Origin of the sequence: Streptomyces sp. NPDC052682 (assembly GCF_040678435.1) — a bacterium.
Classification (GTDB): Bacteria; Actinomycetota; Actinomycetes; order Streptomycetales; family Streptomycetaceae; genus Streptomyces.
This window is the reverse complement of record NZ_JBFATS010000001.1, coordinates 439362-459920: the sequence shown is the minus strand read 5'-3', so window position 1 is coordinate 459920 and position 20559 is coordinate 439362. Positions and strand designations below refer to the sequence as shown.

15 protein-coding genes and 2 tRNA genes are annotated in these 20559 nt (G+C 70.2%); 15 read left to right on the top strand and 2 right to left on the bottom strand.

Annotated elements, in window-relative coordinates; genetic code table 11:
• Positions 1 to 27 precede the first annotated feature (27 nt).
• Positions 28 to 2199, top strand: coding sequence for a protein kinase (locus AB0K80_RS01990; RefSeq protein WP_365664801.1), 2172 nt, complete (start codon positions 28 to 30; stop codon positions 2197 to 2199).
• 90 nt (positions 2200 to 2289) lie between these two features.
• On the opposite strand, the gene AB0K80_RS01985 is transcribed toward AB0K80_RS01990, so the two are convergent.
• A tRNA-Gly gene (locus tag AB0K80_RS01985) sits at positions 2290 to 2360 on the bottom strand.
• 154 nt (positions 2361 to 2514) lie between these two features.
• On the opposite strand from AB0K80_RS01985, the gene AB0K80_RS01980 reads away from it, so the two are divergent.
• The 5 genes from AB0K80_RS01980 to clpX all read left to right on the top strand — a co-directional run bounded on the left by AB0K80_RS01980 (position 2515) and on the right by clpX (position 7318).
• A tRNA-Pro gene (locus AB0K80_RS01980) sits at positions 2515 to 2591 on the top strand.
• Between the two features lie 201 nt (positions 2592 to 2792).
• A complete protein-coding gene (gene tig / locus AB0K80_RS01975; RefSeq protein WP_365664799.1) occupies positions 2793 to 4184 on the top strand; it encodes a trigger factor in 1392 nt (463 codons plus the stop codon).
• A gap of 244 nt (positions 4185 to 4428) precedes the next feature.
• The gene (locus AB0K80_RS01970) at positions 4429 to 5034 is read left to right on the top strand and encodes an ATP-dependent Clp protease proteolytic subunit (RefSeq protein WP_365664963.1); all 606 of its coding nucleotides are present in this window, start codon (positions 4429 to 4431) and stop codon (positions 5032 to 5034) included.
• A gap of 109 nt (positions 5035 to 5143) precedes the next feature.
• Positions 5144 to 5851: an ATP-dependent Clp protease proteolytic subunit gene (locus AB0K80_RS01965; RefSeq protein WP_365664797.1), complete on the top strand. Its 708-nt coding sequence runs from the start codon at positions 5144 to 5146 to the stop codon at positions 5849 to 5851.
• A gap of 180 nt (positions 5852 to 6031) precedes the next feature.
• The gene (gene clpX / locus AB0K80_RS01960; RefSeq protein ID WP_365664795.1) at positions 6032 to 7318 is read left to right on the top strand and encodes an ATP-dependent Clp protease ATP-binding subunit ClpX; all 1287 of its coding nucleotides are present in this window, start codon (positions 6032 to 6034) and stop codon (positions 7316 to 7318) included.
• 67 nt (positions 7319 to 7385) lie between these two features.
• Here the strand turns inward: clpX and AB0K80_RS01955 are convergent, their stop codons facing one another.
• Positions 7386 to 8363, bottom strand: coding sequence for a hypothetical protein (locus AB0K80_RS01955; protein ID WP_365664793.1), 978 nt, complete (start codon positions 8361 to 8363; stop codon positions 7386 to 7388).
• 138 nt (positions 8364 to 8501) lie between these two features.
• Between AB0K80_RS01955 and AB0K80_RS01950 the strand changes: the two genes are divergently transcribed.
• The 9 genes from AB0K80_RS01950 (at position 8502) to rodA (ending at position 20346) form a co-directional block, all read left to right on the top strand.
• Positions 8502 to 11126, top strand: coding sequence for a valine--tRNA ligase (locus AB0K80_RS01950; RefSeq protein ID WP_365664792.1), 2625 nt, complete (start codon positions 8502 to 8504; stop codon positions 11124 to 11126).
• 114 nt (positions 11127 to 11240) lie between these two features.
• Positions 11241 to 12755, top strand: coding sequence for a folylpolyglutamate synthase/dihydrofolate synthase family protein (locus tag AB0K80_RS01945; RefSeq protein ID WP_365664790.1), 1515 nt, complete (start codon positions 11241 to 11243; stop codon positions 12753 to 12755).
• Positions 12756 to 12765: 10 nt separating this feature from the next.
• Complete coding sequence (locus AB0K80_RS01940) at positions 12766 to 13125, top strand: DUF4233 domain-containing protein (protein ID WP_365664788.1); 360 nt, start codon at positions 12766 to 12768, stop codon at positions 13123 to 13125.
• Between the two features lie 55 nt (positions 13126 to 13180).
• Complete coding sequence (gene ndk / locus AB0K80_RS01935) at positions 13181 to 13594, top strand: nucleoside-diphosphate kinase (RefSeq protein ID WP_365664786.1); 414 nt, start codon at positions 13181 to 13183, stop codon at positions 13592 to 13594.
• Between the two features lie 264 nt (positions 13595 to 13858).
• Positions 13859 to 14878: a rod shape-determining protein gene (locus tag AB0K80_RS01930; RefSeq protein WP_028422119.1), complete on the top strand. Its 1020-nt coding sequence runs from the start codon at positions 13859 to 13861 to the stop codon at positions 14876 to 14878.
• 115 nt (positions 14879 to 14993) lie between these two features.
• Positions 14994 to 15965, top strand: coding sequence for a rod shape-determining protein MreC (gene mreC / locus AB0K80_RS01925; protein ID WP_365664785.1), 972 nt, complete (start codon positions 14994 to 14996; stop codon positions 15963 to 15965).
• 12 nt (positions 15966 to 15977) lie between these two features.
• Positions 15978 to 16646, top strand: a complete 669-nt coding sequence (gene mreD / locus AB0K80_RS01920; RefSeq protein WP_365664783.1) for a rod shape-determining protein MreD — start codon at positions 15978 to 15980, stop codon at positions 16644 to 16646.
• 254 nt (positions 16647 to 16900) lie between these two features.
• Positions 16901 to 19147, top strand: a complete 2247-nt coding sequence (mrdA, locus tag AB0K80_RS01915; RefSeq protein ID WP_365664781.1) for a penicillin-binding protein 2 — start codon at positions 16901 to 16903, stop codon at positions 19145 to 19147.
• On the top strand, positions 19144 to 20346 hold the full coding sequence (gene rodA / locus AB0K80_RS01910; protein WP_365664779.1) for a rod shape-determining protein RodA: 1203 nt from the start codon (positions 19144 to 19146) through the stop codon (positions 20344 to 20346). The genes mrdA and rodA overlap by 4 nt, the downstream gene beginning before the upstream one ends.
• Positions 20347 to 20559: the final 213 nt, after the last annotated feature.

The following is a 20559-nucleotide window of genomic DNA, read 5'->3' as shown; positions in this document are numbered from 1 at the left end:
GGTACGTGACGGGGGGAACGTCCGGGGATGGCGCTGCGTGAGACGGACCCGGCGGAGGTCGGCGGCTACCGCATCGAGGACCGTCTCGGTTCCGGCGGCATGGGAGTGGTCTACCTGGCCCGCACGGCCTCCGGCCGCCGCCTCGCCGTGAAGGTCGTGCACGGCCAGTACGCGGACGACGACGAGTTCCGCGCCCGGTTCCGCCGCGAGGTGGCCGCCGCCCGGCAGGTCAGCGGCGCCTTCACCGCCCCGGTGGTGGACGCGGACGCCGACGCGCCGCGCCCCTGGATGGCCACCTTGTACATCCCGGGCGAGGACCTGGGCACCCATGTCCGCCGCCACGGCCCGCTGCCCGTGCAGCGGCTGCGGGAACTCGCCGTCGGCCTCGCCGAGGCGCTGCGCGACATCCACCGCGCCGGAGTGGTCCACCGCGACCTGAAACCGGCCAACGTGATGCTCGCCGAGGACGGCACCCGCGTCATCGACTTCGGCATCTCCCGCGCCGCCGAGTTCGCCGCCTCCGACGCCCTCACCCAGACCGGCCGCGTGATGGGCACCCCGCCCTTCATGTCCCCGGAGCAGTTCTCCTCACCCCACGACGTGGGCCCGGCCGCCGACGTCTTCTCCCTCGGCTCGGTCCTGGTCTACGCCGCCACCCGCCGCGGCCCGTTCGATAGCGTGAGCCCGTACGAGACGGCGGTGAAGGTCGTCGAGGGCGAACCCGACCTCACCGGCGTCCCCGGCGAGCTGCTCCCGCTGGTCCGCCTCTGCCTGAACAAGCACCCCAAGTCCCGCCCCACCCCGGGCGACCTCCTCGCCCTGCTGCGCGACGGCCGCCTGCCCGAGCCGTCCCCCGCCCGCGAGGCGCCGGACGGCGAGGAACCGGTGGCCGGGCAGGTGCCCACCGGGCCCGCGCGGCCGCGCCGGCGCCGGTTCCGCCTGGCGGGGGCGGCGGTGGCCGTCGTACTCGCCGCCGTCGCCGTCACCGCCGTCGTGCTCGTGCGCGGCGGCCCCACGTCCGGCGCCGACGCGAGCGCCCCGGGCGCCCCGCGCCCCAGCGGCCCGCCGCTGCCCGACGGCTGGCGGTCGTGGAGCTCGGCGGCGGGCGGGGACAGCCGCGGCACCACCTTCCGGCAGTGCGCCGCGACCGGCAGGTCCCTGGTGTGCGCCGGTTCGGACCTCTCGGCCGCCCGCTTCTCCCTCGCCGACGGCGGCGGCCGGTGGTCCCGGACCCTCGACCCCACCCCCGACGGCACCCTGAGCGACCGCGGCAGCCTGATCGGCGCCGAGGCGGGCCGCGTCTACACCTACCGCGCGGACGACTACGGCGTCGGCACCCCGCTGACCCGCTTCACCGTCCTGGCGCAGTCGGCGGACACCGGAAAAGTGCTGTGGCAGACCGTGACGGGTGACGGCGGCGCCGCCTACGCACCCGCGGGGGACGAGGGCGGTTCCACGGTCGTGCCCGGCGGCATCGTCGCGCTCTACGGGGACCGCGGGGAGTCCTACGTCCTGATCGACAGCGACGACGGCGAGATCCGCTGGACACGGCGGCTGCCCGCCCCGGCCGGCTGCGAGGTCCAGGGGGCGGCGGCCCGTGCCTACCTGCTCTGCCACAGCGGAAAGCAGGGCGCCGCCGACGCCCGCACCCGGGTGTCCCTGATCGACCCGGCCACCGGCGAGCCGCGCTGGACCGTCCGGGCGAAGGGGACCCTTGACCTCCTGGGCGAGCACCAGGGGCACCTGGTGCTCGCCCAGGACTATCCCTTCCGCCGCGCCCTGACGCTGGTCGACGCCTCCGCGCACACCGTCACCACGGTGCGGCTCGCCAAGAGCCTGCCCGACACGGCCGACGTCCACCTGGCCGGGGGCACCGTCTACTGCACGCTGCCCGGCGGCAGGGTGCTGGCCTTCGCGCCGCGGACCGGCCGCCTGCGGTGGGAGAGCAACTCCACCGTCGAGCGGCAGGGACCACCGACCGCCGGCGCCGCCCACGTGTACTTCGCGTCCCCCAGCGGCCGCGTCGCCGCCCTCGACACCACCACCGGCAAGGTGGCGAGGACCTGGCCGGGCCGCGACGACGCCGGCAGCGGCGGCTTCGGCCAGCTGCCCGGCGCGCCCGTCACCCTGGTGGGCGGCGCCCTGTACGTCCCGTACGGCATCCGCTCGGTCTACACGGTCGACGTGAGCGACCTGTGACCGGGGAAGGACCGGGCGGGGCGTCGAGGCAAGCCGGAAAAACGCCGACGGGCCCGGTTCCGCGGAACCGGGCCCGTCGGGCCGGTGCAGAGCGGGCGACGGGAATCGAACCCGCGTAGCCAGTTTGGAAGACTGGGGCTCTACCATTGAGCTACGCCCGCACACAACGCGCCGCAGGTCGGAAGGACCGCGGCACACAAGGCATCGTAGCGGGTGAACCGCCCTTGCCGCACACCCCGTTCCCGCCCGCCGCGGCGCCGGGGAAATGGGACTGCCCGAGCGTCCCGCGGCATGTACCCTACGTGTCGCACCAGACGGGGTGTGGCGCAGCTTGGTAGCGCGTCCGCTTTGGGAGCGGAAGGCCGTGGGTTCAAATCCCGCCACCCCGACCAGCCACCCGGTCACCTCGGGTGATCGGCGCCTGATCGCCTCGGTGATCGCCTTTTGGGCCGTGTACCCGCTGCCGTTACTATGCAAGCTGCACGCCCGTGTGTCTCAGGTCTGAAGCCTCAGAAGCCCTCCGGGCGGCGAAATCCGCCGGACCTGTCTGGCTCCGGCAGAACCCAAGAAGTCAGCCACAAGGAGACCGAACCGTGAAGAGCGCCGTGGAGACCCTGAACCCGACCCGGGTTCGGCTCACTGTCGAGGTGCCCTTCGAGGAGCTCAAGGACAGCCTCGACGCGGCGTACAAGAAGATCAACCAGCAGGTCACGGTGAAGGGCTTCCGCAAGGGCAAGGTCCCGGCCCGGGTCATCGACCAGCGGTTCGGCCGCGGTGCCGTGCTGGAGGAGGCCGTCAACGACGCGCTCCCGAAGTTCTACACCGAGGCGGTCAACGAGGCCGAGCTGAGCCCGCTGGGCCAGCCCGAGGTCGACATCACGGAGCTGAAGGACGGCGAGACGCTGAACTTCACCGCCGAGGTCGACGTCCGCCCGGCCATCGAGATCCCGGACTACTCCGGCATCGAGGTCGAGGTCGACGCCGTCGAGGTCACCGACGAGGACGTCGAGAAGTCGGTCGAGCAGCTGCGCGAGCGGTTCGCCTCCACCACCCCGGTCGACCGTGCCGCCGAGGACGGCGACGTCGTCACCATCGACCTGGAGGCCAAGGTCGACGGCGAGGTCCTCGAGGACGGCGTCGCCAAGGACGTCTCCTACACGATCGGCTCCGGTGAGCTGCTGGAGGGCATCGACGACGCCGTCAAGGGCCTGTCCGCCGGCGAGGAGGCCACCTTCACCTCCCAGCTCAAGGGCGGCTCGGCGGCCGGCAAGGACGCCGAGATCACCGTCAAGGTCAGCCAGGTCGCCCAGCGGGAACTGCCCGAGCTGGACGACGAGTTCGCGCAGCTCGCCTCCGAGTTCGACACCCTCGAGGAGCTGAAGGCCGACAGCCGCAAGCGCCTGGAGAACATGAAGCAGTACGACCAGGCCACGCAGGCCCAGGAGCGCGTCCTGGAGAAGCTGCTCGAGCTGGTCGAGGTCCCGGTCCCCGAGAAGCTACTCGAGGACGAGATCAACACCCGTAAGCACAACCTCGAGCACCACCAGCTCTCGCAGATGGGCCTCACCCTCGACAAGTACCTGGAGATCCAGGGCAAGACCGCCGAGGAGTTCGAGAACGAGACCCGCGAGGCCGCGATCAAGGGCATCAAGACCCAGTTCGTGCTCGACGAGCTCGTCAAGCAGGAGAAGCTCAACGTCAACCAGGAGGAGCTCACCGAGCACCTCATGCGGCGTGCGGCCTCCTCCGGCATGTCCCCCGACCAGTTCGCCCAGGCCGTCGTCGAGGGCGGCCAGGTGCCGCTGCTGGTCGGCGAGGTCGCCCGCGGCAAGGCCCTGGCCGTCGTGGTCGAGAAGGCCACGGTCAAGGACACCAACGGCGAGATCATCGACCTGGACGACGAGGACGAGGACGAGGACGAGGCCGCCGAGGCGGAGTCCGCGGAGAAGTCCGAGGACCAGGCCGACGCCAAGGCCGAGGGCTGAGCCCCCAGCCCCGCAGCGCCCCGCTGACGACATGACGACGGGCCCCGAGACAGCCAGTGCTTCTCGGGGCCCGTCGGCGTTCCCCGAGGCGCCCCGCCGCACCCTGTCGCTACGCCCCCGGCGAACACCCTCATTCCCGGGATTCCCCGGGGGAGGCTCCGCGTTAGGGTCCATGAATACGCAGAAACACGTGAGACGGCCCGGCGCCGTCGCAAGACGAGCAGGTGGATACGTGACGAATCTGATGCCCTCCGCCGCCGGCGAGCCTTCCATCGGTGGTGGCCTCGGCGACCAGGTCTACAGCCGGCTGCTCAACGAGCGGATCATCTTCCTCGGCCAGCCGGTCGACGACGACATCGCAAACCGGATCACCGCACAGCTGCTGCTCCTTGCCGCCGACCCCGACAAGGACATCTACCTGTACATCAACAGCCCCGGCGGTTCGATCACGGCCGGCATGGCGATCTACGACACCATGCAGTACATCAAGAACGACGTGGTGACGATCGCCATGGGTCTCGCGGCGTCCATGGGGCAGTTCCTGCTCAGCGCGGGCACCCCCGGCAAGCGCTTCGCGCTGCCGAACGCCGAGATCCTGATCCACCAGCCGTCCGCCGGTCTGGCCGGCTCGGCCTCGGACATCAAGATCCACGCCGAGCGGCTGCTGCACACCAAGAAGCGCATGGCCGAGCTCACCGCCTTCCACACCGGGCAGACGGTGGAGCAGATCACCCGCGACTCGGACCGCGACCGCTGGTTCGACGCGCAGGAGGCCAAGGAGTACGGCCTCATCGACGACGTGATCGCCACGGCCGCCGGTATGCCGGGCGGCGGCGGCACCGGGGCCTGAGCGGCCCCCACGGGGCCTTCAGCGGCCCCGTGGGGCCCTGTGAGCCCCGCAGGGCCCACCGACCCCAGACAGCCCCAGCCGACCGCCTCAGCCCCTTCCAGGAGACACCGTGAACGACTTCCCCGGCCGCGGCCTGTACGACCGCATGGACGCAGTGCAGGACATGCGCGCCTCGCAGAGCCGCTACACCGGCCCGCAGGCCGAGTCCCGCTATGTCATCCCGCGCTTCGTCGAGCGCACCTCCCAGGGCATCCGCGAGTACGACCCGTACGCGAAGCTCTTCGAGGAGCGCGTGATCTTCCTCGGCGTCCAGATCGACGACGCCTCCGCCAACGACGTCATGGCGCAGCTGCTGTGCCTGGAGTCGATGGACCCCGACCGGGACATCTCGGTCTACATCAACAGCCCCGGTGGCTCCTTCACGGCGCTCACGGCGATCTACGACACCATGCAGTACGTCAAGCCGGACATCCAGACGGTCTGCATGGGCCAGGCCGCCTCCGCGGCCGCCGTCCTGCTGGCCGCCGGCACGCCCGGCAAGCGCATGGCGCTGCCGAACGCCCGTGTGCTGATCCACCAGCCGTACAGCGAGACCGGCCGCGGCCAGGTCTCCGACCTGGAGATCGCCGCCAACGAGATCCTCCGTATGCGCACGCAGCTGGAGGAGATGCTGGCCAAGCACTCCACGCAGACGGTGGAGAAGATCCGCGAGGACATCGAGCGCGACAAGATCCTCACGGCCGAGGACGCGCTGAGTTACGGTCTGATCGACCAGATCATCACCACCCGCAAGATGGACAACGCCACCCTGCGCTGACGCGGGAGGCTGTATCTTGTGCCGCCCCTTGGCATGGTTCGGCGCGGTTCACGTCACAGCGAACCGTGCCAAGGGGGGCCCGAACGGGGGGCCCGGCAAGGTACCGTCGGACATAAGGCAGCACCAGGAGCCGCTGGACGTTGACGTCCAGTCGTCTCCCAGGCGAAGGGGAAGCACACCGTGGCACGCATCGGTGACGGCGGCGATCTGCTCAAGTGCTCGTTCTGCGGAAAGAGCCAGAAGCAGGTCAAGAAGCTCATCGCAGGGCCCGGTGTGTACATCTGCGACGAGTGCATCGATCTCTGCAACGAGATCATCGAGGAAGAGCTGGCGGAGACCAGCGAGGTCCGCTGGGAGGAACTCCCGAAGCCCCGCGAGATCTACGAGTTCCTCGAGCAGTACGTGGTCGGCCAGGAGGCCGCCAAGAAGGCGCTCTCCGTCGCGGTGTACAACCACTACAAGCGCGTTCAGGCCGGTGAGAACGGCGGGGCCAACGGCCGTGACGACGCGATCGAGTTGGCGAAGTCCAACATCCTCCTGCTGGGTCCCACGGGCTCCGGCAAGACCCTCCTCGCGCAGACCCTCGCGCGGATGCTGAACGTCCCCTTCGCCATCGCCGACGCCACAGCGCTGACGGAGGCCGGGTACGTCGGCGAGGACGTCGAGAACATCCTGCTCAAGCTCATCCAGGCGGCGGACTACGACGTCAAGAAGGCCGAGACCGGCATCATCTACATCGACGAGATCGACAAGGTCGCGCGCAAGAGCGAGAACCCCTCCATCACGCGTGACGTGAGCGGCGAGGGTGTCCAGCAGGCCCTGCTGAAGATCCTCGAAGGCACCACGGCCTCGGTCCCGCCGCAGGGCGGCCGCAAGCACCCGCACCAGGAGTTCATCCAGATCGACACGACGAACGTGCTGTTCATCGTGGGCGGTGCCTTCGCCGGTCTGGAGAAGATCATCGAGGCCCGGGCGGGCGCCAAGGGCATCGGCTTCGGCGCGCAGATCCGCTCCAAGCGGGAGATCGAGTCGCAGGACCAGTTCCAGGATGTCATGCCGGAGGACCTGGTCAAGTTCGGCATGATCCCCGAGTTCATCGGCCGGCTGCCGGTCATCACCTCGGTCCACAACCTGGACCGCGAGGCCCTGCTCAAGATCCTCGTCGAGCCGCGCAACGCCCTGGTCAAGCAGTACCAGCGCCTGTTCGAACTCGACGGCGTGGAGCTGGACTTCGAGCGGGAGGCCCTCGAGGCCATCGCCGACCAGGCCATCCTCCGCCAGACCGGCGCCCGCGGTCTGCGCGCCATCATGGAGGAGGTCCTCCAGGGCGTGATGTACGAGGTCCCGTCCCGCAAGGACGTGGCCCGGGTCGTCATCACGGCGGACGTGGTCCTGTCGAACGTCAACCCGACCCTGATCCCGCGGGACGCGCGGGGACGGGGGCCCGGGGAGCAGAAGACCGCGTAGTCTGACGGACGTACGCGAGGGGCCCCGGTCAACCAACCGGGGCCCCTTCGCTGTTCGGGGTGCGGCGTCAGGCCTTGACGCGGATCTCCTCGCGCAGCTTGGTGGTGATGTCCACGGCGGTGTCCTTGGGCACACCCGTGCCGGTGTTGTCGCCGGGCGAGACCATCGCGACCGTGCTGTAGTCGGCCCACGCGCAGAACCAGTCCGTCGACTGCTTCTTGGTGAGCGCGTTGGTGCTCTCGGTCGACTGGCACTTGGCGACCGCGCCGTCGATCTCCACCGTTTCCGGCTCGCCGACGAGTTTCGCGTTCTGCATGCCGCCGGTGTTGCTGGTGGAGCTCTCCTTGACCTTCTTCTGGATGACGGCGAAGAACTTGTCCAGCACGGCCTGCGGATCGTCGATCTTGCCGTAACCACCCAGCATCGTGACGCCCTTGGCGGTCAGCAGCTCGGCGCGGTCCGGGATCGTGGAGGGGTCCGACGGGTCGTAGTTGCTGAAGTCGGCGGTCGACCACTGACCGAGCACGCTCGTGCCGTTCTTGACGCCGCTCTTGGCCATGTCCTCGGCGGTGTCGGCGTCGCTGGAGCGCTGGCCGTCACCGACCCGCTTGTACTCGCTGAGCACCGTCGCCGGCGTGGTGAGCTTGTGCGGGCCGTCGTCCTCCAGGCCGCCCGCGCCGGCGCCCTGGCCGAGCACGAAGTACGCCCCGACACCGATCGCCGCCACGACCGCGACGGCCCCGATGATCAGGCCCGTCTTCTTCTTGCCGCCGCCCGCGGCCGGAGGCTGCGGCATGCCGTACGGGGCCTGGCCGTAGGGCGGCTGCTGGCCGTACGGAGGCTGCTGGCCGTAGGGGGCCTGGGGCGGGACGCCCTGCGGGGGCTGCTGCGGGTAGCCGTAGCCGGGCTGGGCGGGCGGTGCCTGCTGGGGATAGCCGTAGCCGGGCTGGGGGGCCTGCGGCGGCTGGCCGTACGGTCCCGGCTGGCCGTACGGTCCGGGCTGCTGGGGCTGCCCGCCGTACGGGCCCGGCTGGTTGTAGCTCATGTTCTGGGTTCCCCTCCAGATGCCTGTCTGTTTCAGACATCCTGGCGCAGACACGGCGTGTGCATGGCATCGGGGGGCCCACCGTTACAAAGGAATCGGGTTTCGGGACTGGCTCGTGACACCTCTAAACTGACCCCCGTGACCGAGAACACTCAGCAGCCGCAATCAGCGCCCACGACCGAACTGCCGACCCAGTACACGCCGGCCGAGGTAGAGGGGACGCTGTACGAGCGCTGGGTAGAGCGGGGGTACTTCGAGGCGGACGAGAAGAGCGACAAGCCGCCGTACACCATCGTCATCCCGCCGCCGAACGTCACGGGCAGCCTGCACCTGGGCCACGCCTTCGAGCACACGCTGATCGACGCCCTCACCCGCCGCAAGCGGATGCAGGGTTACGAGACGCTGTGGCAGCCCGGCATGGACCACGCCGGCATCGCGACCCAGAACGTCGTCGAGCGCGAGCTCGCCAAGGAGGGCAAGTCGCGGCACGACCTGGGCCGGGAGGCCTTCGTCGACCGCGTCTGGCAGTGGAAGGCCGAGTCCGGCGGGCAGATCTCCGGGCAGATGAAGCGGCTCGGTGACGGTGTCGCCTGGTCGCGTGAGCGCTTCACGATGGACGAGGGCCTGTCCAAGGCCGTCCAGACCATCTTCAAGCGTCTCTACGACGATGAGCTGATCTACCGCGCCGAGCGCATCATCAACTGGTGCCCGCGCTGCCTGACCGCCATCTCCGACATCGAGGTGGAGTACCAGGACGACGACGGCGAGCTCGTCTCCATCCGGTACGGCGAGGGCGACGCGTCCATCGTCGTCGCCACCACGCGGGCCGAGACGATGCTCGGTGACACCGCCGTCGCCGTCCACCCGGAGGACGAGCGCTACCGCCACCTCGTCGGCACGGAGATCGAACTGCCGCTCACCGGCCGCCGTATCCCGGTCGTCGCCGACGAGCACGTCGACCCCGAGTTCGGTACGGGTGCCGTCAAGGTCACCCCCGCGCACGACCCGAACGACTTCGAGATCGGCCAGCGCCACGACCTCCCGGCGCTCACGATCATGGACGAGCACGCCGTGATCACCGCGCACGGCCCCTTCCAGGGCCTGGACCGGCTGGAGGCCCGTTCCGCCATCGTCGCCGCGCTGCGCGCCGAGGGCCGGATCGTCGCCGAGAAGCGGCCCTACGTCCACTCCGTCGGCCACTGCTCGCGCTGCAAGACCACCATCGAGCCGCGCCTGTCCATGCAGTGGTGGGTCAAGGTCGGTCCGCTGGCGAAGGCGGCCGGTGACGCCGTCCGTGACGGGCGCGTCAAGATCCACCCGCAGGAGATGGAGAAGCGGTACTTCGACTGGGTCGACAACCTCCACGACTGGTGCATCTCGCGCCAGCTGTGGTGGGGCCACCGCATCCCGGTCTGGTACGGCCCGAACGGCGAGGTCGTCTGTGTCGGCCCGGACGAGGAACCGCCGAGCGGTGAGGGCTGGCGTCAGGACACCGACGTCCTCGACACCTGGTTCTCCTCCGGCCTGTGGCCGTTCTCCACGCTGGGCTGGCCCGAGCAGACCGAGAGCCTGGAGAAGTTCTATCCGAACTCCGTCCTGGTCACCGGCTACGACATCCTCTTCTTCTGGGTCGCCCGGATGATGATGTTCGGCCTGTACGCGATGGACGGCACCCCGCCGTTCCACACCATCGCGCTGCACGGCATGGTCCGCGACCAGTTCGGCAAGAAGATGTCGAAGTCCTTCGGCAACGCGGTCAACCCGCTGGACTGGATGGACAAGTACGGCTCCGACGCGCTCCGCTTCACCCTGGCGCGCGGCGCCAACCCGGGCGTCGACGTGCCGATCGGCGAGGACTGGGTCCAGGGTTCCCGCAACTTCGCCAACAAGGTCTGGAACGCCACCCGCTTCGCGCTGATGAACGGCGCGACGGTGGCCGGCCCGCTGCCGGACGCCTCGCGGCTGTCGTCGACCGACCGGTGGATCCTCTCCCGTCTGAACTCGGTGGTCGCCGAGGCCGACGCGTACTACGAGGACTACCAGTTCGCGAAGCTGTCCGACGCCCTGTTCCACTTCGCCTGGGACGAGGTCTTCGACTGGTACGTAGAGCTGTCCAAGACGACGTTCCAGCAGGGCGGCGAGGCCGCCGAGGTCTCCCAGCGGGTCCTCGGCGAGGTCCTCGACGTCACCCTGCGGCTGCTGCACCCCGTCATGCCGTTCGTGACGGAGACGCTGTGGACGACGCTGACCGGCGGCGAGTCGGTCGTCATCGCCGCGTGGCCGCAGGACAGCGGGTTCCGTGACGCCGCTGCCGAGCGGGAGATCGAGACGCTCCAGTCGCTGATCACCGAGGTCCGCCGGTTCCGCGCCGACCAGGGCCTGCAGCCCGGCCAGCGGGTCCCCGCCCGCCTGGCCCTCGCGGGCACGGACCTGGCCAGGCACGAGGCCGCGATCCGCCAGCTGCTCCGTCTCCAGCCGGAGGGCGAGGGCTTCACCGCGACGGCGACCCTGCCGGTCGCGGGCGTGGAGGTCGCGCTCGACCTGTCCGGCGCGATCGACGTCGCGGCGGAGCGCAAGCGCCTCGCCAAGGACCTCGCCGCCGCCGAGAAGGAGAAGGCCCAGGCCACCGCCAAGCTGGGCAACGAGGCGTTCCTGGCGAAGGCCCCGGAGCAGGTCAAGGAGAAGATCCGCACCCGCCTGGCCAAGGCGGAGCAGGACATCGCCCGCATCCAGGCCCAGCTGGAGAAGCTGCCGCAGGCGTAAGGGTCCGTACGCGGTGAGCCCCCGGCGCCTTGTCACAGGCGCCGGGGGCTTCACGCGCTTCCAGGGGCGCGGGGCCGCGACCCCCCTCACCAGGCACCGCCTTAGACTGGCTGCGTGAGCGACATCCCCGGCACCGGCGACCAGCCCGACCCCCTCGACAGCTTCGAAGAGATCATTTCGGAGGAGACCACCCGCGACCCCGACCTCGCGGTCATCGAGGCCGGCAGCCGCACCCTGCGCACCCAGGGCGGCCCGCCGCAGGCCGAGGTACCCGCGCGGCCCGAGGACCCCGAGGTCGACAGGGCCCTGCGCGAGGTCGAGGGCGAGCTCGCCACCCGCTGGGGCGAGACCAAGCTGGAGCCGTCCGTCAGCCGGATCTCCGCGCTGATGGACGTGCTGGGCGAGCCGCAGCGGTCGTACCCCTCCATCCACATCACCGGGACGAACGGCAAGACCTCCACCGCCCGCATGATCGAGGCCCTGCTCGGCGCGTTCGAGCTGCGCACCGGGCGCTACACCTCGCCGCACGTGCAGTCCATCACCGAGCGGATCAGCCTCGACGGGGCGCCCATCTCCGCCGAGCGGTTCATCGAGACGTACCAGGACATCAAGCCGTACGTGGAGATGGTCGACTCGCAGCAGGAGTACCGGCTGTCGTTCTTCGAGGTGCTCACCGGCATGGCGTACGCCGCCTTCGCCGACGCGCCCGTGGACGTCGCCGTCGTGGAAGTGGGGATGGGCGGCTCCTGGGACGCCACCAACGTGATCGACGGGGATGTCGCGGTGGTCACGCCCATCGACCTCGACCACACCGACCGGCTCGGCTCCACCACCGCCGAGATCGCCACCGAGAAGGCCGGGATCATCAAGCAGGACGCCACCGTGATCCTGGCGCAGCAGCCGGTCGACGCGGCGCAGGTGCTGCTGAAGAAGGCCGTCGAGGTGGACGCCACCGTGGCCCGGGAAGGGCTGGAGTTCGGGGTCGTCGCGCGGCAGGTCGCGGTCGGCGGGCAGCTGCTGACGCTGCGCGGGCTCGGCGGCGAGTACACCGACGTGTACATCCCGCTGCACGGCGCCCACCAGGCGCACAACGCGGCCGTCGCGCTGGCCGCCGTCGAGGCGTTCTTCGGTGTCGGCGCGCAGCGGGCCGAGCCGCTGGACGTCGAGACCGTGCGCAAGGCCTTCGCGTCCGTCGCCTCGCCGGGGCGGCTGGAGGTCGTACGGCGTTCGCCCACCGTCGTGCTGGACGCCGCGCACAACCCGGCGGGCGCGCGGGCCACGGCCGAGGCGCTCGGGGAGGCCTTCCAGTTCAGCCGGCTCATCGGGGTCGTCGGCGCCAGCGGCGACAAGAACGTACGGGGGCTGCTGGAGGCCTTCGAGCCGGTCTTCACCGAGGTCGTCGTCACCCAGAACGCCAGCCACCGGGCGATGGACGCCGACGCGCTGGCCGCGATCGCGGTGGAGGTGTTCGGCGAGGACCGCGTCCAGGTCGAGCCCCGGCTGCCCGACGCGCTGGAGGCCGCGATCACGCTCGCCGAGGAGGAGGGCGAGTTCGCGGGCGGCGGTGTGCTGGTGACCGGCTCCGTGATCACTGTCGGCGAGGCCCGACTGCTCCTGGGAAAGGGCTGAGGTTCCCACCATGCGTACGCTCTGCTCCTCGACCCTGATCGGCGAGTTCTTCATCATCGGCTTCGCCGGGCTGGTCGCGATGAAGGACCCCGACCTGTCCATGGGCACGGTGTGGACGGTGTGCGGCATCGCGATGGTGCTGTGCCTGGTGCTGTGCGGGCTGGTCACCCGGCCCGGCGGCGTCGCGCTCGGCTGGGCCCTGCAGATCGCCCTGGTCGCCTCCGGTTTCGTCGTGCCGCACATGTTCTTCATGGGCGCGGTGTTCGGGGCGCTGTGGTGGGCGTCGGTGCACTTCGGGCGGAAGGTGGACGAGGCGAAGGCCCGGTTCGCGGCACAGGCGGCCCAGGCCGACCAAGCTGACGCTGCGTAAGCGGGCTCTTGTACGCTCGTCCTCCCGCACACCTTTGATTCCAAGGAGCCCTGTCGTGACCCAGCGCACCCTCGTCCTCCTCAAGCCCGACGCCGTCCGTCGTGGCCTGACCGGCGAGATCATCAGCCGTATCGAGCGCAAGGCCGGCTGGCAGATCACCGCGCTGGAGCTGCGCACCCTGGACCAGGAGACGCTGGAGCAGCACTACGGCGAGCACAAGGGCAAGCCGTTCTACGAGCCGCTGGTGGAGTTCATGTCCTCCGGGCCCGTCGTGGCGATGATCGTCGAGGGTGAGCGGGTCATCGAGGGCGTGCGCCAGCTGGCCGGTCCCACGGACCCGATCGCCGCGCCGCCCGGGTCCATCCGCGGGGACTACGGCGTGATCGTCCGGGAGAACCTGATCCACGCCTCGGACTCGGAGGAGTCCGCCGAGCGCGAGGTGAAGATCTTCTTCCCCGGCCGCGCCTGAGGACGTACGGTTCTGGAAGGCCGGGGGCATGCCCCCCGGGCGTTCCGGCATATGCCAGGGCGATCGAGGGAACGATGCTCCCCGAACGCTCGTCTCCAGAAGCGAACCCGCCCCGCATCTGCTGACAATGGCGAAGACCCTCCCGCAGTGTTCGCGAAGGCGCGTCTACGATGGAAGCCTTCACGTCACAGCACCCACCTCGCCGACCTGAAAAGCCCTCAAAAGCTCCTGGGAAGGCCATGACGAATCCTGATGGGGAACTCAATGTCGTTCATCGGCCGTGACATGGCTGTCGACCTCGGGACCGCCAACACGCTGGTGTACGTCAGGGGTCGCGGGATCGTACTCAACGAGCCGTCCGTCGTCGCGATCAACACCAACACCGGTGGCATTCTCGCGGTCGGCGCCGAAGCGAAGAAGATGATCGGGCGCACGCCCGGCAACATCGTTGCCGTGCGGCCGCTGAAGGACGGCGTCATCGCCGACTTCGAGATCACCGAGCGGATGCTCCGCTACTTCATCCTGAAGATCCACAAGCGGCGGTATCTGGCTCGTCCGCGGGTCGTCGTCTGTGTGCCCTCGGGCATCACCGGCGTCGAGCGCCGTGCCGTCATCGAGGCGTCGTCCCAGGCCGGCGCCCGCCAGGTGCACATCATCGAGGAGCCCATGGCCGCGGCCATCGGCTCCGGCCTGCCGGTCCACGAGGCCACCGGCAACATGGTGGTCGACATCGGCGGCGGCACCACGGAGGTCGCGGTCATCTCCCTCGGCGGCATCGTCACCGCCCAGTCCATCCGTGTCGCGGGCGACGAACTGGACAACGCGATCATCCAGCACGTCAAGAAGGAGTACTCGCTGCTGCTGGGTGAGCGCACGGCCGAACAGATCAAGATCACGATCGGTTCGGCGTACGACCTGGACACCGACGAACACACCGAGATCCGTGGCCGGGACCTGGTCTCCGGGCTGCCGAAGACCGTCGTCATCTCCGCGGCCGAGGTGCGCAAGGCGATCGAGGAGCCGGTCAACGCCATCGTGGACGCCGTCAAGACGACCCTGGACAAGTGCCCGCCGGAGCTGTCCGGCGACATCATGGACCGGGGAATCGTTCTGACCGGCGGCGGAGCGCTGCTGCGCGGCCTGGACGAGCGGCTGCGCCGCGAGACCGGCATGCCGATCCACATCGCCGAGGACCCGCTGGACAGCGTCGCGCTGGGCTCCGGCAAGTGCGTCGAGGAGTTCGAGGCGTTGCAGCAGGTGCTGGACGCCCAGCCGCGCAGATGACGCACCTCGTCGATTCCGCCGTACGGGACGATCTCTCTCGTACGGCGGATCGTGCATAGACACATAACACCCCACCTCCCACCCGTTCTCGACGAGGAAGGCACGGCCGCCGCACGTGAGGGACACACGAGAGAGCCGGCTGCTCCTGGTGCTGCTGATCGCCATCGCGTTCGCGCTGATCACGGTGGACATCCGCGGTGGGGAGGACTCACCGGTCGACGGTGCCCGGCGGGCCGCGGCCACGGTCTTCGGCCCGATCGAGAACGGGATGTCCACCGCGGTCGACCCGATCGGCAACGCCGTCTCCGCCATCCGCGACTCCGGCGAACGGCACGACCGGCTCGCCCTGCTGGAGGAGGAGAACGCGGCCCTGAAGGCGAAGCTCGGCAGCGACGACCGCAGCCGCAGCCGCCTCAAGCAGCTCGACAAGATGCTGAAGATCGCCGGTGAGGGGCAGTACGGCATCAAGGGCGCCCAGGTCATCGCCATAGGGGCGGCCCAGGGCTTCTCCTGGACCATCACCATCGACGTCGGCGCCAACGACGGCATCAAGCGCGACATGACCGTCCTCAACGGCGACGGGCTGGTGGGCCGCGTGACGACCGTCGGGCCGGAGACGTCGACCGTGCTGCTCGCCACCGACCCCGACTTCACCGTCGGCACCCGGATGGAGGGCAGCGACGAACTCGGCTTCGCCTCCGGGCAGGGCGACCGGCCGCTGCGCGTGGAACTCCTCAACGGCAAGGCCGAGGTGAAGAAGGGCGACCGGCTCGTCACCTTCGGTTCGCAGGCCGACCGGCCGTTCGTGCCCGGGGTGCCGGTCGGGATCGTCTCCCGGGTCGACCCCTCCGGCGGCGACCTGACGCGCACGCTGTACGTCACGCCGTTCGTCGGCTTCACCAAGCTCGACATCGTCGGGGTCGTGGTGCAGGCCCCGAAGAAGGACCCGCGCGACACGGTCCTCCCGGCCAAGCCCAAGCCGACGCCCAGGCCGACCGTGACGGTCACCGTGACACCGGGCGCCGACGCCCAGGGGACCGGGGACGGTCAGGCGTCCGCCGACGGCCAGTCCCAGCAAGAGCGGTAGGAGCTGTCACCCATGCGCGTCAACCGGATCCTGCTCTCCTCGTCGCTGGTCGTCGTCGCCCTGGTCCTCCAGGTCAGCGTCCTGGCCCGCCTCCACCTCCCGGGCGCCGTGCCCGACATACTGCTGCTCACCGTCCTCGGGCTCGCGCTGGTGTACGGGCACGTCGGCGGTGCGCTGGTCGGCTTCGGCGCCGGGCTCCTCGCCGACCTGGCGCCGCCCGCCGACCACGCGGCCGGCCGCTACGCCCTGGTGCTGTGCGTCATCGGCTACCTCGCCGGCCTGGTGAAGCCAGAGACGGGCCAGGTGAAGTCGGCCGCCGGGCCGATGGTCGTGGTGGTCGCCGCCGCGATCGGCTCCACCCTGCTGTACGCCGGGGTCGGCTCCCTCGTCGGCGACACCGCCGCCCGCCATGTCGGCCTGCCCGGCCTGCTGTTCACGGCCGTCCTGTACGACCTGCTGCTCGCGCCGTTCGTTGTGCCCGGGGTGATGGCCCTGGCCCGGCGCGCCGAGAACGATCCGCTGGCCGAGACCACCTCCGCCAAGACCACCGACATCTCCTCCGGATGGCTGGCCGGCGGCACCGGCCTGCGGATCGGCGGACAGCGCAACGGACTGCGGGTGAGGGCGGCCCGGGCACGGGTGGCGCGCGCCGGGCGCATCAAGGGGGTCAAGCGGCTGTGAGCTCACGAGGCCGAGGGGACGTGAGCTCGCCGGGGCGGGCGGCTGGGGACGCTTCCGGGCACCAGGCCGGGTCGCCGGGGCGGGCGGCTGGGGGCGCACCGAGTCAACCGGCCGTGACCTCGGCGGAGTTCACCCGTACGGGCGAGCCCGGGAGGAACCGGGCCGCACGGGCCGGGCGTTCCTCCTGCGTACGCACGAACACATCACTCGCACTCGCACACCCGTACACGCACTGAGAGGGGGAGGCAGCCGCAGTGACCAACATTCCCGAGACGGGGCGCAACCAGCGGGTCCAGATCCGGCTCGTCGTCATCCAGGTCCTCGTCCTCTCCCTCCTGGGCACCCTCGGCGGACGCCTGTGGTACCTCCAGATCCGCGAGGGCGACCAGTACGCCAAGGAGGCCTCCGGCAACCACGTCCAGCAGGTCGTCCAGCCCGCCGTGCGCGGCTCGATCCTGGACGCGCGGGGTGTGCCGCTCGCCGACAACGAGACGCGGCTGGTGGTCTCCGCCTCCCGGACCGAGCTGCTGAAGATGAAGGACGACGGCAAGGCCGTCCTCACCAAGCTGGCCGGCGTGCTGGGCATGACGCCCAAGGAGGTCACGGAGAAGGTCCGGCTGTGCGACGCCAAGACCCCGCAGCCCTGCTGGAACGGCTCGCCGTACCAGCCCATCCCCATCACCGACGAGGCCACCCCCAAGCAGGCCCTGCAGATCCGTGAGCGCGCCGAGGACTTCCCCGGCATCACCGCCGAGCCGCAGGCCGTGCGCCGCTACCCGAGCCCGGGCAAGGCCAACACCGCCCAGGTCCTCGGCTACCTCTCGCCGGTCACCGACGAGGAGATCAAGCAGGCCCAGCACACCGACTCGCCGTACCTGCGCTCCGACCAGGTCGGCCGCTCCGGCCTGGAACGCGAGTACGACAAGGAACTGCGCGGCAAGGCCGGCGTGACCCGCTACGAGGTGGACAACCTCGGGCGGGTCATCGGGCAGGCGGAGGCCGACCCCGCCCAGCCCGGTGACAACCTCGTCACCAGCATCGACGCCCGGGTCCAGCGGGTCGCCGAGTACGAGCTGAACGAGGCGATGAAGGAGGCCCGCAAGCAGATCGACCGGAACACCGGCACCCACTACAAGGCGGACTCCGGTGCCGTCGTCGTCATGGAGGCCAAGACGGGCCGCGTGGTGGCCATGGCGTCCAACCCGACCTACGACCCGAACGCCTGGGTCGGCGGCATCTCCGCCAAGGACTACGCCAGGCTCACCGGCAAGACGTCCAACTACCCGCTGCTCAACCGCGCCATCCAGGGCCAGTCGGCGCCCGGCTCCATCTTCAAGGTGATCCCGACGGCCGCCGCGGTCAACGCGGGCTACTCCTTCAACGGCCCCTACGACTGCTCCAGCAGCTACTCCATCGGCAGCCAGGTCTTCAAGAACTTCGAGTCCAAGGGGTACGGCCCGATCAGCCTCGGCCGCGCCCTGGAGGTCTCCTGCGACACCGTCTTCTACCGCCTCGCCCACCAGGAGTGGAAGCGCGACGGCGGCACCACGCCGAAGAAGCACCCCGACGACTGGTTCTACAAGACCGCCCACCAGTTCGGCCTCGGCAAGGAGACCGGCATCGACCTGCCCAACGAGGTCACCGGCCGCGTCCCCGACCGCCAGTGGAAACTGAACTACTGGAAGGCCAACAAGGACGCCTGGTGCCGGACCGGCAAGAAGGACGGCGACTACGCCCAGCGCATCGCCTACGAGAACTGCCTCGAAGGCAACCGGATGCGCGCCGGTGACTCCGTCAACTACTCCATCGGACAGGGCGACACCCTCGTCACCCCCATCCAGATGGCGACCATCTACGCGGCCATCTCCAACGGCGGCACCCTCTACACCCCCACCGTCGGCAAGGCGGTCATCAGCGCCGACGGCAGGCACATCACGGAGATCAAGCCCAAGTCGCACGGCAAGCTGCCGATGACGCAGAAGACCCGCAGCGAGATAGACGAAGCCCTCGCAGGAGTCGCCACCCGCGGTACGGCCGCCTGGCGGTTCGGCGGCTGGCCGCAGGACAAGATCCCGATGCACGCCAAGACGGGTACCGCCGAGGTCTACGGCAAGCAGACGACCTCGTGGTTCGCCACCTACACCAAGGACTACACGATCGTCATGACGATCTCCCAGGGCGGTACGGGTTCCGGCGCCTCGGGTCCGGCGGTGCGCAACATCTACAACGCGCTGTACGGGGTCTCCCCGGACGGCGCGATCGACAAGAAGAAGGCGCTGCTGCCCGCGCCCCAGAAGGCCCTGCCGAAGATCAAGACGGACGGCACCGTCGCCGCCCCGAAGATGCCCAAGGACCCGGCGAAGGACCAGCGCGCCACCCAGAAGGACGAGAACGCCCTGGCCGACCCGACGCAGCCCGCGACGGCCGCGCCGCCGACGCCGGAGAACCGTGACACCCGCAGGCGCCGACGCCGGCGGACCCCCCGGAGGTTGGTGCCATGACCGGCGGCGTGAACAGCTTCCAGGTCTCCGGATACGGGCCCGAGCGCTCCGGCTGGATGCGGCTCCTGGCCCGCGACTCGGTGGCCCGCCGGCTCGACTGGCCGATCCTGCTGTCGGCGATGGCCCTGTCGCTGCTGGGCTCCCTCCTGGTGTACTCCGCGACCCGCAACCGCACCGAGCTCAACCAGGGCGACCCGTACTTCTTCCTGATCCGGCACCTGCTGAACACCGGCATCGGGCTCGCCCTGATGGCCGGCACGGTCTGGCTCGGCCACCGCGCCCTGCGCACGGCCGTGCCGATCCTCTACGGCCTGTCGGTCGCCCTGATCCTGCTGGTGCTCACCCCGCTCGGCTCCACCATCAACGGCGCCCACTCCTGGATCCAGCTCGGCGGCGGGTTCTCCATCCAGCCCTCGGAGTTCGTGAAGATTACGATCATCCTGGGCATGGCGATGCTGCTGGCGGCCCGGGTCGACGCGGGCGACAAGCAGTACCCGGACCACCGCACGGTCCTGCAGGCCCTGGGCCTGGCCGCCGTGCCCATGCTCATCGTGATGCTCATGCCCGACCTCGGCTCGGTCATGGTCATGGTGGTGATCGTGCTGGGGGTGCTGCTCGCCTCCGGTGCCTCCAACCGCTGGGTGTTCGGGCTGATCGGCGCGGGCGCGATCGGCGCGATCGCCGTCTGGCAGCTCGGGGTGCTCGACGAGTACCAGATCAACCGCTTCGCCGCCTTCGCCAACCCCGAGCTCGACCCCGCCGGCGTCGGCTACAACACCAACCAGGCCCGCATCGCCATCGGCTCCGGCGGGCTGACGGGCGCCGGGCTGTTCCACGGCTCGCAGACCACCGGCCAGTTCGTGCCCGAGCAGCAGACCGACTTCGTCTTCACCGTGGCGGGGGAGGAGCTGGGCTTCGTCGGCGGCGGACTGATCATCGTGCTGCTCGGCATCGTGCTGTGGCGGGCCTGCCGGATCGCCCGGGAGACGTCCGACCTGTACGGCACGATCGTCGCCGCCGGCATAGTCGCCTGGTTCGCCTTCCAGACCTTCGAGAACATCGGCATGACCCTCGGCATCATGCCGGTGACCGGCCTGCCGCTGCCGTTCGTGTCGTACGGCGGGTCCTCGATGTTCGCCGTGTGGATAGCGGTCGGGTTGCTGCAGTCGATCCGGGTGCAGCGGCCGTTGTCGGCCTGAACGACGGGTGCGGCGGTGGGCCGGCCCCTGCCGTCCGTACCCCGACGACAGCAGCTGCCGACCTCACCGCAGTCGCCGGCCTGCCACGCTGGACGCCCTGCCGCGCCCGCCGCTCACCGGCTCCGTCGCGGGCCATCGTGGACGAGACCGTGCTGTGCACCCGCCTGTACGGACCGTGTCGTGAACACGGCCGGGACCGAGGGGGATCACGGG